General features: G+C 71.3%; 12 protein-coding genes. 7 read left to right on the top strand and 5 right to left on the bottom strand.

What is annotated here, in order from left to right:
* Positions 1 to 408: 408 nt before the first annotated feature.
* Complete coding sequence (locus ABZ646_RS08415; protein WP_360514489.1) at positions 409 to 1353, bottom strand: DeoR/GlpR family DNA-binding transcription regulator; 945 nt, start codon at positions 1351 to 1353, stop codon at positions 409 to 411.
* 190 nt (positions 1354 to 1543) lie between these two features.
* Positions 1544 to 2992, bottom strand: a complete 1449-nt coding sequence (locus ABZ646_RS08410) for an NAD(P)H-quinone dehydrogenase (RefSeq protein ID WP_360514487.1) — start codon at positions 2990 to 2992, stop codon at positions 1544 to 1546.
* Positions 2993 to 3089: 97 nt separating this feature from the next.
* Here ABZ646_RS08410 and ABZ646_RS08405 point away from each other — a divergent pair, with 97 nt between their 5' ends.
* The 5 genes from ABZ646_RS08405 (at position 3090) to ABZ646_RS08385 (ending at position 8180) form a co-directional block, all read left to right on the top strand.
* The gene (locus ABZ646_RS08405) at positions 3090 to 3530 is read left to right on the top strand and encodes a gamma-glutamylcyclotransferase (protein WP_360244602.1); all 441 of its coding nucleotides are present in this window, start codon (positions 3090 to 3092) and stop codon (positions 3528 to 3530) included.
* Between the two features lie 49 nt (positions 3531 to 3579).
* Positions 3580 to 3858, top strand: coding sequence for a hypothetical protein (locus ABZ646_RS08400; protein WP_360514484.1), 279 nt, complete (start codon positions 3580 to 3582; stop codon positions 3856 to 3858).
* 99 nt (positions 3859 to 3957) lie between these two features.
* A complete protein-coding gene (locus ABZ646_RS08395) occupies positions 3958 to 4782 on the top strand; it encodes a purine-nucleoside phosphorylase (protein ID WP_360514481.1) in 825 nt (274 codons plus the stop codon).
* Positions 4783 to 5195: 413 nt separating this feature from the next.
* Entirely contained in the window at positions 5196 to 6827 is a 1632-nt protein-coding gene (locus ABZ646_RS08390) for a phospho-sugar mutase (protein WP_360514478.1), read from the top strand.
* 168 nt (positions 6828 to 6995) lie between these two features.
* Positions 6996 to 8180 (top strand): hypothetical protein, encoded by a 1185-nt coding sequence (locus tag ABZ646_RS08385; RefSeq protein ID WP_360514475.1) that lies wholly within the window; start codon positions 6996 to 6998, stop codon positions 8178 to 8180.
* A gap of 124 nt (positions 8181 to 8304) precedes the next feature.
* Here ABZ646_RS08385 and ABZ646_RS08380 read toward each other — a convergent pair whose 3' ends face one another.
* Entirely contained in the window at positions 8305 to 9279 is a 975-nt protein-coding gene (locus ABZ646_RS08380; RefSeq protein WP_360514472.1) for a zinc-binding dehydrogenase, read from the bottom strand.
* A 103-nt stretch (positions 9280 to 9382) separates the two neighbouring features.
* On the opposite strand from ABZ646_RS08380, the gene ABZ646_RS08375 reads away from it, so the two are divergent.
* Entirely contained in the window at positions 9383 to 9715 is a 333-nt protein-coding gene (locus tag ABZ646_RS08375; RefSeq protein WP_360514469.1) for a helix-turn-helix transcriptional regulator, read from the top strand.
* 439 nt (positions 9716 to 10154) lie between these two features.
* On the opposite strand, the gene ABZ646_RS08370 is transcribed toward ABZ646_RS08375, so the two are convergent.
* Together ABZ646_RS08370 and ABZ646_RS08365 are read right to left on the bottom strand one after the other, a co-directional pair.
* A complete protein-coding gene (locus ABZ646_RS08370; protein WP_360514467.1) occupies positions 10155 to 10622 on the bottom strand; it encodes an NUDIX domain-containing protein in 468 nt (155 codons plus the stop codon).
* The gene (locus ABZ646_RS08365) at positions 10615 to 11331 is read right to left on the bottom strand and encodes a DUF5919 domain-containing protein (protein ID WP_360514464.1); all 717 of its coding nucleotides are present in this window, start codon (positions 11329 to 11331) and stop codon (positions 10615 to 10617) included. Before ABZ646_RS08365 ends, ABZ646_RS08370 begins: the two co-directional genes overlap by 8 nt.
* 318 nt (positions 11332 to 11649) lie before the next feature.
* Here ABZ646_RS08365 and ABZ646_RS08360 point away from each other — a divergent pair, with 318 nt between their 5' ends.
* Positions 11650 to 12012: a hypothetical protein gene (locus tag ABZ646_RS08360; protein ID WP_360514461.1), complete on the top strand. Its 363-nt coding sequence runs from the start codon at positions 11650 to 11652 to the stop codon at positions 12010 to 12012.
* Positions 12013 to 12786 lie beyond the last annotated feature (774 nt).

Raw genomic sequence — 12786 nt, 5'->3', positions numbered from 1 at the left:
CAGCCGCTTCACCCAACCGGCGCACCCCGCCGGTCGTGACTGTGGCGTACGCCGGCACGCACGGCCGTCACGGCACGACCGGCTGCCCACCGAGACCGGCCCCCACCCCAACACCGACCACCACCGCTCCCCGAACCGACACCGCGCCCCACTGATGGCACCGGGCCCCGATGACCCGGCCGCACGAGACAGTCACGCTTCGAGGGTCCTCATGTCGGCGTCGGCCACGCGCCGTGCTCAGGACCCGGAGCGGCACCGGAGGACGTACGGGCCGTACGGGGCGGCGATCCGCCCAGCTCACTCCTGCTCACCCTTGCTCACCCCTGCCATCGCCCTGGCAGGTGAGACGCCCCGGGACTCAAGCGCCGGCGCCCCCGCAGGGGGCACTGGGAACCGCGCGCCCGTCCCTCACCGCCGCCGCATGTCGGCGACCCGCCCCCGCTGTTCGGCCCCCGTCGGCTGTTCCGCCCCGAGCACCGAGGCCGACCGCAGCCCCGACCCGGGCACTCCCCGCCGCGGCCCCGGAAGGGACACGTCCCGACGCTGCTGGTGCTGTTGCTGCCGCGTCGGGACCTGGTCACCCCCCGGGTTCCCGGACGCCCCGGCCACGGCGATCTGCACCCCCTGGTCGGCGAGGGCCTGGAGTTCGGTGGCGGCGCGGTCGTCGTGGGCCGGCGGCTCGTCCGTGACCAGCCGGGTGATGAGGTCGGTCGGCACGGTCTGGAACATGGTGTCCGTACCGAGCTTGGTGTGGTCGGCGAGGACCACGACCTCCGCGGCGGCCTGCACCAGCGCCCGGTCGACGGACGCCGACAGCATGTTGGACGTGGACAGCCCCCGCTCGGACGTCAGACCGCTCCCGGAGATGAAGGCCCGCGACACGCGCAGCCCCTGCAGGGACTGCTCCGCACCGGAGCCGACGAGCGCGTAGTTGGAGCCCCGCAGGGTACCGCCGGTCATCACGACCTCGACCCGGTTGGCGTGCGCCAACGCCTGCGCCACCAGCAACGAGTTGGTGACGACGGTGAGGCCGGGCACTCGCGCCAGCCGACGTGCGAGTTCCTGCGTGGTGGTACCCGCTCCGACCACGATGGCCTCGCCTTCTTCGACGAGACCCGCGGCGAGATCGGCGATGGCCGTCTTCTCGGCGGTCGCGAGATGAGATTTCTGCGGAAAGCCGGACTCCCGCGTGAACCCGCCCGGCAATACCGCACCGCCATGCCGGCGGTCGAGGAGTCCTTCTGCCTCCAGTGCGCGCACGTCCCGCCGTACGGTCACTTCGGAGGTCTGGACGACGCGGGCGAGCTCACGGAGCGACACGGCCCCGTTCGCTCGCACCATTTCGAGGATCAATTGGCGACGTTCTGCAGCGAACACGAAACTGACAGTAACCCCAACGACCGTCTGCTTTCAGCAGTTTGCGCCGAATAGCAGAAGTTGTTCGCACGGCTGGGTCGGAAGTGGTATAGGACCTGTCCGCCCCGACTATGCCGTACGCATGCTCGACAACTCCCCGTGACCAGCGGGGAGTCGGTTCCGGCCGTCAGATTTCGCTGCCGGTCTTCCGCGTGTGCAGCTGCCGCGCCACCTCCGCGATCGACCCCGAGAGGGACGGGTACACGGTGAACGCGTTCGCGATCTGTTCGACCGTCAGATTGTTGTCGACGGCGATCGAGATCGGATGGATCAGCTCCGAGGCCCGCGGCGAGACGACCACGCCGCCCACCACGATCCCGGTTCCCGGCCGGCAGAACATCTTCACGAAGCCGTCCCGGATGCCCTGCATCTTCGCGCGCGGGTTGCGCAGCAGCGGCAGCTTCACGACCCGGGCGTCGATCTTCCCGGCGTCCACGTCGGCCTGCGAGTAGCCCACCGTCGCGATCTCCGGATCGGTGAACACGTTCGACGAGACGGTCTTCAGGTTCAGCGGCGCCACGGCGTCGCCGAGGAAGTGGTACATGGCGATGCGCCCCTGCATGGCGGCCACCGACGCGAGCGCGAAGACACCGGTCACGTCACCGGCGGCATACACACCGGGCGCGGTCGTCCGTGACACCTTGTCGGTCCAGATGTGCCCGGAGTCGCGCAGCTTGACACCGGCCTCCTCCAGCCCCAGACCGGCACTGTTCGGAATCGCGCCGACGGCCATCAGGCAGTGCGAACCGCTGATGACCCGGCCGTCCGCCAGCGTCACCTCCACCCGGTCCCCCACCCGCTTGGCCGCGGCCGCCCGCGACCGGGCCATGACGTTCATCCCGCGCCGCCGGAAGACGTCCTCCAGCACGGCGGCCGCGTCCGGGTCCTCACCGGGCAGCACCCGGTCCCGCGAGGACACCAGCGTGACCTTCGACCCCAGCGCCTGGTAGGCACCGGCGAACTCGGCACCGGTCACACCCGACCCGACCACGATGAGCTCCTCGGGCAGCTCGTCGAGGTCGTACACCTGCGTCCAGTTCAGAATGCGCTCGCCGTCGGGCTGCGCGTCGGGCACCTCACGGGGATGCCCACCGGTCGCGATCAGCACCGCGTCGGCGACGAGCGTCTCCTCACTCCCGTCCGCCGCGCTCACGACGACCTTCCGCGACCCGTCGAGGGCCTGCATGCCCTCCAGCCGCCCCCGCCCCCGCATGACCCGCGCGCCGGCCCGCGTCACCGAGGCGGTGATGTCGTGCGACTGCGCCAGGGCGAGCCGCTTCACACGCCGGTTGACCTTCCCCAGATCGACCCCCACCACCCGGGCCGCCTGCTCCAGCGGCGGGGTGTCGTCGGCGACGATGATCCCCAGCTCTTCGTACGACGAATCGAAGGTCGTCATGACCTCGGCCGTAGCGATAAGGGTCTTCGACGGCACGCAGTCGGTCAGCACCGACGCTCCGCCCAGACCGTCGCAGTCGACGACGGTCACCTCCGCGCCGAGCTGCGCGGCCACCAGCGCCGCTTCATAGCCGCCGGGTCCGCCACCGATGATCACGATCCGAGTCACGTACTCCATTGTCCCGCACGCCTCAAGGTGCCACTGCCCGGGGGCCGCCACCCGGCGCCGCCAGGGACAGGAGTGGCACACGGGACGGCTGCCGTACCCTCTCCCCATGTCGTCGCTCTACGCCGCGTACGCCGGCAATCTCGACGCACGGCTGATGTCGCGCCGCGCCCCGCACTCGCCCCTGCGCGCCACCGGCTGGCTGAACGGATGGCGGCTGACCTTCGGCGGCGAGCACATGGGCTGGGAGGGCGCCCTGGCGACGATCGTCGAGGACCCGCTCTCCCAGGTCTTCGTCGGCCTCTACGACATCGCCCCGATGGACGAGGAGTCCATGGACCGCTGGGAGGGCGTCGGCCTGGGCATCTACCGCCGGGCGCGGGTGCGCGTGCACACCCTGGAGGGCGAGGAGACGGCCTGGCTCTACGTCCTGGACGGCTACGAGGGCGGCCTCCCGTCCGCCCGCTACCTGGGCGAGATCGCCGACGCGGCCGAGTCCGCGGGCGCGCCACACGATTACGTGATGGAGCTGCGCAAGCGCCCCTGCTGACAGCTCGCGTCCCTACACTTGTGGGACCGACGCACCAACGGGAGAGCGGATGTCCCCCACCACGTACGACGTCTACTACACCGTGCAGGCCGCGGCCGCCCGCGACCGTCTGGACGACCGCCAGCGCATCGCGTTCGACAAGGGCATCGCCCTGCTCGCCCGCGACCCCTTCCTTTCCGTGTCCCGCCCCATAAGCTCCACCGGGGACGACCGCACCATCCGCCTCACCCAGAACGTCCTCGTGGAGTACACGGTCAGCCGCGGGCGCCTGCTGATCTTCATCGTCGAGGTCTTCAACGACAAGGACGTCCTCGTCATGGACGAGTGACCGCACCGCCCCCCTCATAGGAAACGACAAGACAACGATCGCCATCCCGTGAGCTCCGTCATCTACGCGCGTAGGCCCGGACCGGCTACTCTCATCCGCGTGAACGCATCTCTTCTTCCGGACGACATCCAGGGCGATCCCCACGCCGCCGCCGACGCGGCCGCCGCTCGCCTGCGCGAGCTCACGGGCGCCGAGACCCACGACGTCGCCCTCGTGATGGGCTCCGGCTGGGCTCCGGCCGTGGACGCCCTGGGCGCCCCCGACGCCGAGTTCCAGGTCACCGAGCTGCCCGGCTTCCCGCCGCCGGCCGTGGAGGGGCACGGCGGCAAGATCCGCTCGTACTCCATCGGTGACAAGCGCGCGCTGGTCTTCCTCGGCCGCACGCACTATTACGAGGGCCGAGGCGTCGCCGCCGTCGCGCACGGCGTCCGCACGGCCGTCGCCGCCGGCAGCAAGACGATCATCCTCACCAACGGCTGCGGCGGCCTGCGCGAGGGGATGCGTCCCGGCCAGCCGGTCCTCATCAGCGACCACATCAACCTCACGGCGACCTCCCCGATCATCGGCGCGAACTTCGTCGACCTCACCGACCTCTACTCGCCCCGCCTGCGCACCCTGTGCAAGGAGGTCGACCCGAGCCTCGAAGAGGGCGTCTACGCCCAGTTCCCCGGCCCGCACTACGAGACCCCGGCCGAGATCCGCATGGCCCGCGTGATCGGCGCGGACCTGGTGGGCATGTCGACGGTCCTGGAGGCGATCGCCGCACGCGAGGCGGGCGCCGAGGTCCTGGGCATCTCCCTGGTCACCAACCTCGCCGCGGGGATGACGGGCGAGCCGCTGAACCACGAGGAGGTCCTCCAGGCGGGCCGCGACTCGGCGGCACGCATGGGCGCCCTGCTGAAGCAGGTACTGGGCCGGCTGTAGACACCTCCGCAGAGGGTGCCGAGCGTCCGCGCCACCGCCGTGGCCGATCACGCAGTTCCTCCCCCAGCCTTCGGCCGGGGGCACCCCCAGCGCCCCCTCACGGGGCGCTCCACTCGCCCCCCGACGGATTGGCGCACTCAGCACCACCCCAGCCGGAATGGTGCACTCAGCCCCCCTGACGGGTGGTGCTGTCGCCCGCGGCGGGAAGGGGACGGGGTGGGGAGTTCCCGCCCGCAGCGGCCGGCGTTCAGCGCCCTGCACGGCACGAGATGCGGCACCGCCGGTCCGAGGACGGGGACTCCCCGCCCCGGCCCCGACTCACCCACCGCCCGTAGGCGCTACGCGCACCCCCACCGAAGCAGCGGATGCGCCGCAGGCATCCACGCGAACCACCCGAGACCAGGAGACCGACCGTGCAAGACGATCTCACCGCCCGGGCCAGGACCTGGCTCGGCGAGGACCCCGACCCGGACACCCGCGCCGAGCTGGCCAAGCTCATCGACGCGGGCGACACCGAGGAACTGAAGGCCCGCTTCTGCGGCACGCTCCAGTTCGGCACCGCCGGTCTCCGCGGTGAGCTGGGCGCCGGCCCGATGCGCATGAACCGCGCCGTCGTGATCCGCGCCGCCGCCGGCCTCGCCGCCTACCTGAAGAAGCAGGGCCACGGCACCGGCACCGTCGTCATCGGCTACGACGCCCGCCACAAGTCCGCCGACTTCGCCCGCGACACCGCCGCCGTCATGACCGGCGCGGGCCTCACCGCCGTCGTGCTCCCCCGCCCCCTCCCCACCCCCGTCCTCGCGTTCGCCATACGGCACCTGGGCGCGGTCGCGGGAGTGGAGGTCACCGCCAGCCACAACCCGCCCCGCGACAACGGCTACAAGGTGTACCTCGGCGACGGCTCCCAGATCGTCCCGCCCGCGGACGCGGAGATCGCCGCCGAAATCCGGGCCATCACCACCCTCCACGAAGTCCCCCGCCCCGACACCGGCTGGCAGACCCTCGACGACACGGTCCTGGACGCCTACCTGGCCCGTACGGACGCCGTCCTGTCCCCCACCTCCCCCCGCACCGCCCGCACGGTCTACACGGCCATGCACGGCGTCGGCAAGGACACCCTCCTCGCCGCCTTCGCCCGCGCGGGCTTCCCCACCCCCGTCCTCGTCGCCGAACAGGCCGACCCGGACCCGGACTTCCCGACCGTCGCCTTCCCCAACCCGGAAGAGCCCGGCGCGATGGACCTCGCCTTCGCGAAGGCCCGCGAGACCGACCCCGACCTGGTCATCGCCAACGACCCCGACGCCGACCGCTGCGCCGCCGCCGTCAAGCAGGACGGCGACTGGCGCATGCTCCGCGGCGACGAGGTCGGCTCCCTCCTCGCCGCCCATCTGGTCCGCCGCGGCGTGACCGGCGTCTTCGCCGAGTCGATCGTCTCCTCCTCCCTCCTCGGCCGCATCGCCGAGAAGGCGCACCTCCCCTACGAGGAGACCCTCACCGGCTTCAAGTGGATCGCCCGCGTCGACGGCCTGCGCTACGGCTACGAGGAGGCCCTCGGCTACTGCGTCGACCCCGACGGCGTCCGCGACAAGGACGGCATCACCGCGGCCCTCCTGATCACCGAACTGGCCTCCGTCCTCAAACAGGAAGGCCGCACCCTCCTCGACCTCCTCGACGACCTCGCCGTGGAGCACGGCCTGCACGCCACCGACCAGCTCTCGGTCCGCGTCCAGGACCTCTCCGTCATCGCACAGGCCATGCGGACCCTCCGCGAGCACCCCCCGACCGAACTGGCCGGTCTCCCGGTCACCAGGGCCGAGGACCTCACCCGAGGCACGGACACGCTCCCGCCCACCGACGGCCTCCGCTACACCCTGACCGGCGCCCGGGTCATCGTCCGTCCCAGCGGCACCGAGCCCAAGCTGAAGTGCTACCTGGAGGTGGTCGTCCCGGTCGCGGACCACCACGAGCTGCCCGCGGCCCGCACCAGGGCGGCCGACCTGCTCGCGGCGATCAGGCGGGACCTTGCCACGGCGGCGGGCATCTGACAGCCCGGCTCCTTCGCCGGCCCAGGTACGACTCGGGGGCACCCCGGGGCACCCCATCGGGTGATTTCCCACCAGTAGGTGACCCGGGCTCCACGCCCGGCCCCGGCGACCGGGAAACGGTGGTGCGGTAAGGCCCGCCCCACCAGCCGTCGTACAGGAGCCGCCGCCGTGTCCTCGACCGCCCCCGACACCGTCTCCAGCGGGCACATCCCGGGCACCCGACGACCCGGCCCGCCGACCGCGACCGCCCCGCGCCCCACCCTGCGCCGGGCGGTCCCGGCACTGGCCGGGTACCTCGCCGTACGGCTCACCGGGCTGGCGTTCCTGGCCGTCTGGGCGCACCGGCGGCACCACGGGATCTGGCCGATGCTGGCGACGCAGTGGGACTCCCGCTGGTACCTCGGGATCGCCGACCACGGGTACGCGCACACCCTGGGCGTGGCCTACGACCACAACAACCTGGCCTTCTTCCCGCTCTACCCGCTGTCGGTCAAGGCGGTCGCGGTGCTGACCCCGGGCACCCGGGCGAGCACCGGCCTCGCGCTCGCGTGGCTCGCCTCGCTCGTCGCCGCCTGGGGGGTGTTCGCGGTGGGCGACCGGCTGGCCGGCCGCCGGGTGGGCGTCCTGCTCACGGTCCTCTGGGCGGCGTACCCGGTGGGCCTCGTCGAGTGGATGGGTTACACCGAGTCGCTCTTCACGGCGTTCGCCGCGTGGACGCTGTACGCGCTGCTGGCCGAGCGCTGGTGGTGGGCGGCGGCGGGCGCGGTGCTCGCCGGGCTGACCCGGCCGACGGGCGTCGCCGTGGCCGCGGCCGTCACCGTCACCGCGCTGCTCTCCCTGCGCACCCGCTTCTCGCCCCGCGCCCTGGCGGCGGCCCTGCTGGCACCCCTCGGCTGGTGTGCCTACGTCGGCTGGGTGGGCGTCAGGCTCGGCCGCTGGGACGGCTATTTCGCCGTTCAGCGGTTGTGGCACAACGAGGTGGACGGCGGCGCCGAGACCGTGCGCTGGCTGCGGCAGCTGTTCGGGCAGGTGTCGCGGCCGGAGCTGTTCCTGGTCGTGGTGAGCGTGACGATGCTGGTGTCGGTGGTGCTGTTCGGGTGCGCGCTCGCGGACCGGCAGCCGGTGCCGCTGCTGGTGTTCGGCGGGGTGCTGCTGGTGATCGTGCTGACCAGCGGCGGGGTGTACTTCCCGCGCGCCCGTTTCCTCCTCCCGGGTTTCCCGCTGCTGCTGCCGCTCGCCGGGTATCTGGCCCGCGCCTCGCGCCGCCTGCGGCTGCTCGTGCTGACGACGGCGGTGCTGGGGTCGGCGTACTGCGGCGCGTACATGCTGCTGGTGTGGCCGAGCGCGCCGTGAGCGGTCAGTCCCGCACCAGGCGACTGAACCCGGTGTCCGGTCCCACGCACGACATCCGCAGGGTGAGGCCGCCCCACTAGAGCCCGGCGGCCGGGGCGCCACGGCCCGGCGACGCACGCCGTTCTCAACCGGCGACCCGCAGCAGCAGCTTGCCCGTGCTCGTCCGGCCGCCCATCAGGCGGTGCGCCTCCGCCGCCTCCTCCAGGGCGAACTCGGCCGTGACCGGCAGGGTGACCGTGCCGTCCACCGCCTTCGCGAAGGCACGGGCGGACAGCTCCCGCAGCACGTCAGGCGCCGACTGGGCCAGCGCCAGGACGGAGAAACCGGCGACCGACAGACCCCGCGGATACAGCTCGGGCTGGCCAGCCGTCCAGGCCGGCTCGCCGCTCGCGTTGCCGTAGGAGACCAGGCGGCCGAAGCGGGCCAGGGACGCCAGGCCCGCCTGCAGCGTCCGGCCGCCCACGGGGTCGAGGACCAGGTCGACGCCCCGGCCGCCGGTGGCCTTCCGGACCCCCTCCACGAAGTCGCCGACGAAGACCTCGTCGTAGCCGTGGTCCCGGGCGTACGCCGCCTTGGCCGCGCTCGACACCACGCCGTACACCGCGGCCGCGCCCGCCGCCCCGGCCAGGTGTCCGACCGCCGTGCCGACCCCGCCCGCCGCGCCCTGCACCAGGACGGTCTCGCCCGGCTGGAGGCGCCCGACGGTGTGGACGAGGGCGTACGCGGTCGGCAGGACGGACGGGAGGGTGGCCGCGGTGCGCAGGTCCGCCCCTGCCGGCAGCGGGAAGACCGTCGCCGCGTCCGTCACGACCACGTCCGCGTAGGCGCCGCCCTGCGTCAGCGCGGCCACCTCCTGGCCGACGGCGAGGTCCGTGACGCCGGCACCGAGGGCCCGGACCCGCCCCGAGACCTCCAGTCCCGGCCGGAACGGCAGGCCCGGCACGCGGTAGCCCTCCGCGCGCGCCTTGAGGTCGGCGAAGTTCACGCCGACGTACGCCACGTCGATGCCCACCTCGCCGGGACCCGGCTCGGGGACCTCCGCCTCCACCACCCTGAGGACCTCGGGACCGCCGTACTCCTGGAACTCGACCGCGCGCATGGCACACATCCCTCAGTGAGTGTTCAACATCAATCGAACAGTCGGGAGTGTATGGTTTTCATCGAACACTCGGCAAGCGGAACACGGCAGCGAGGAGGAAGGCATGGCCGGCACCAGCCACCGGGCCGCCCCCGAGCACACCCACCCCGACGAGGTACCCGTCACCACCGCGCTCGCCGCGCTCGCCGACCCCGTACGGCTCACGCTCGTCCGGGAGCTGGCCGCCAGCGCCGAGTGGTCCCGCAGCTGCGGGAGCTTCGACGTGCCCGTCGGCAGACCCGCCCTCAGCCACCACTTCTCCGTCCTGCGGGCGGCCGGCCTCGTCGAGCAGCGCGACGAGGGCCCACGCCGCCTCAACCGCCTCCGCCGAGCAGAGTTCGACGCCCGCTTCCCCGGCCTCCTCGACCTGGCCCTGCGCCCGGAGCCGCGCCCGTAGCACATCGCCTACCGGCGGCCCCGACGAGACCTGGGCACACCCCGCTCACATCAGGGACTCCCTTCCCTTCCCCCCACCTCGAACCAGAGCAGCTTCCCGGCGCCGCGATCCAACGGACTTTCTCCGAGCGACCAGCCGCCCCACCGGTCGGCGCACTCCGCCACGAGCCCCAGCCCACGCCCGCCCTCGGCGTCGACCGGCGCGGACGGCACCCGATCCCGGGGTGATCCGCCGAAGGGAGCGGGGACATGCGGATGCCTGTCCCAGACCCCGACCCTCAGCCGCCCGTCATCAAGAGCGGTGAGACGCAACGAGACGGCCCCGCCGCTGTGCAGGTAGGCATTGGTGACCAGCTCGCAAGCTACTTGCGAAAGTGTGCCCTAAGGAATCCCAATCGATGCAGTCAAGAGGGGGTGTGCCGGGTTACCGCCGCTTCCGGCTACCGGGCTGCGGGCATGTTCCCGTCGCGCCAGTCGTTCACGCGCTTGCGGATGCTGGAGACCATCGGAAGCGTGTCGACCTCTTCGGGCTGGAACCAGCGAACATCCGTGGACTCCTCGGACACCGCCAGTTGCCCAGTCACGGGCCGCGCCAGGAAGCAGATGGAGAACTCCTGCCGTACCTCGCCGTCGTCGTAGGCGAAGACGTGGCGGGGGTTGGTGTACGTGCCGACGATGCCGACGATCTCGACCTCGTAACCGGTCTCTTCGCGGGTCTCGCGGACGGCGCAGTCAGGCAGCGACTCTCCGATGTTCATGGCACCGCCGGGCAGCGCCCACATGCCGTTGTCACGGCGACGCTGGAGGAGGATGCGCCCGGCGTCGTCGACAACGACCGTGGAGGCGGCGGGAACCAGGCTGTTCGCGGCGGGGGCGTCAGGATCGTCCTCGTAGTCGCGCCTAGCCATTGGCTTCCCTTTCCCATACCGGAGTGCCCCGGTTCCACAGTTCGTCGACGTGCGACGCGAAGCGATCAAACATGCCGTCGTCCTGGTGACGACGCAGATGCAGTGTGGGGGCATCGTGTCCCACCCGGTGCGTCAGCAGCGGTGTGACGATCATGTCGTCATCGAAGCGGAACACGGACAGGTGGGCGTGTCCGTCGCTGTACCTCGCCTTGATGCCCGGCTGGCTTCTGATCTTCTCAAGCTCGGCGAGCGTCACACGGATACGGGTCGACAGGGTCAGTGCAACGTCTTCATCCTGCTCACGCGACCGCGTGAGATCGCTGTCGGGGTCACCGATCAGAAACCGGACTCGGCACCCCTGGGCGGCTTTCCGCCGCAGCGCGGTACCGAACCGGGCCTGTTCCAGCCATAGGAAGTAGTTGGTGTACCCGGCGAAGGTCAGCTCTCTTTCGGCCTTGGTGATCAGCGACCGCCACAGAGCCGCCGGGCAACCGGACCGGTACGGATAGACGGAGACGACCTCACGGTCCGGACCGACCTTGATCGCCTTCTTCGCGGCTGCTGGCCACAACACCGCCTCGTCCTCCCCGAGTGCTTCGCAGACGGCCCACCGGTGACGGGCACGGGGAACCCGCCCTGTCTCGGTGATCCATCGGCCGACGGTCTTGATATCGACGTCGCACTTCTCCGCCAACTGACGGTCTGTCATGCGGGCTTGGAGCATCGCACGGCGTAGAGCCTCATTCACTGGTACCCCCAGGGACGTTAGGCACGCTTCACACGGTAGACGTACTCCGTGCCTAACGGTCGCCGAACGCAGTAGGAACGCACCACCAGGGGCGGAAGTGTGGTGAGAGACAAGACCCCCGCGACCGCGCGAACGGCCCGGGGGCATGGACAACCTGAAAGAGCAGGTCGACATGAGCCAAGGTATCGCCCGCTTCGCCGAGTCGCCGTTGCGGCTCCGGCCCTCTTCTCCGAGGTGCCACCAGTCCGCGCGCCTGATCCACGGTGTGGAGGCGTCGGCGTGAGCGGACACATCAACGTATTGCGACTCCTGCCGTGGGCGGGTCCGGAAGGCAAGCCGTGCTATCTCGCCGGGGACGGCTCCGGAAGCTATCTCTCGCGCCTCGCGGACAACATGGAGGCGGTGCAACTCGGCCTGGCCGCCGACCTCGTCAAGGAAGCCAGGAGAATCCTCGACGGGCGCAAGTGGACTCCGGGCGAACTCCACTTGCTGGCCGTCCAGCTGACCGAGGCTCTCGCCGACGTTCAACGCGTCGCGGAGAGCCGGGGCGCACGCCTGCCCGATCCCACATGGGATGACCCCGACGTGATCGATGACGAGGACGAAGACGACCCCGCACGCCCCGTTGAGACATCCGCATGAGCCGCGTCGTTCTGCGCTACGTGCCCCACACGATCCGGCATGTACCGGACGGCGGAGTCACCTTCGAAGCGTTCTGCGTGACGTCCGGGTGCGACGAGACATCCGGCCCTCAGAAGGAACAGGAAACGGCTCAGGACTGGTGCCTGCGTCATACCGGCCGTACGGGCCATGACCTCTTCCGCCGTGTCGCGACCGATCATGCCCGTGTCACCCGGGACGAATGACCCCGGCCCGCTGAGCGATGGCGAGTAACAACGCTCAGCGTGTCGGCCACCCCGCCCGTGCGTCCTCCCACGTGGCGCGACGGGCGGGGCTCTCCCGTTTTCCGGGGTGCTTGGTCCTGGCTTGGGTAATGGCGCGCTGTGGCACGCCGCCGGCCGGAGAGGCTGGGGGCGGGAGCTGCCATGGGGCGAGAGAACAGGGGGCCTTACGCTGCCCGGCGGATCGGGCAGTCTCTTGGGACCTGCCCGCGATAGCCCGATCGGCCCCCTGTTCTTGGAGGCTCGCCCCATGGTGGCTGCCTCAAGCCTCGTAGGCCGTCGGCCCCAGCCACAACCCGGCGACCGATCTCGCCACGGTCGCCGCCTCTAAGAACAGAGTAAGGAGAGTTCGACCGATCCGAGCGGAGTGACGTTCACACACTCGGGGCTGCTTGCGGTCGTCACGCGGCTGCCGCCGGACCCAGGGCGGTTTCAAAGTCTGATCGTTGGTGCGTCTGTGCTGGTCAGCGGAGTCCGAGGAGAGCCAGGGGACGGGTGAATGGCTCGTAGGACA

The organism is Streptomyces sp. NPDC007162, from assembly GCF_040634175.1.
GTDB lineage: Bacteria > Actinomycetota > Actinomycetes > Streptomycetales > Streptomycetaceae > Streptomyces.
The sequence above is the reverse complement of the archived record's forward strand: the minus strand, read 5'-3'. Positions and strand labels throughout refer to the sequence as shown.

Bases quoted from the DNA above. Each gene is read 5' to 3' on its own strand.
- ABZ646_RS08405 (WP_360244602.1), top strand. From the start codon at position 3,090: ATGTCGTCGCTCTACGCCGCGTACGCCGGCAATCTCGACGCACGGCTG.
- ABZ646_RS08380 (WP_360514472.1), bottom strand. From the start codon at position 9,279: ATGCGCGCGGTCGAGTTCCAGGAGTACGGCGGTCCCGAGGTCCTCAGG.
- ABZ646_RS08400 (WP_360514484.1), top strand. From the start codon at position 3,580: ATGTCCCCCACCACGTACGACGTCTACTACACCGTGCAGGCCGCGGCC.
- ABZ646_RS08370 (WP_360514467.1), bottom strand. From the start codon at position 10,622: ATGGCTAGGCGCGACTACGAGGACGATCCTGACGCCCCCGCCGCGAAC.
- ABZ646_RS08365 (WP_360514464.1), bottom strand. From the start codon at position 11,331: ATGACAGACCGTCAGTTGGCGGAGAAGTGCGACGTCGATATCAAGACC.
- ABZ646_RS08375 (WP_360514469.1), top strand. From the start codon at position 9,383: ATGGCCGGCACCAGCCACCGGGCCGCCCCCGAGCACACCCACCCCGAC.
- ABZ646_RS08410 (WP_360514487.1), bottom strand. From the start codon at position 2,992: ATGGAGTACGTGACTCGGATCGTGATCATCGGTGGCGGACCCGGCGGC.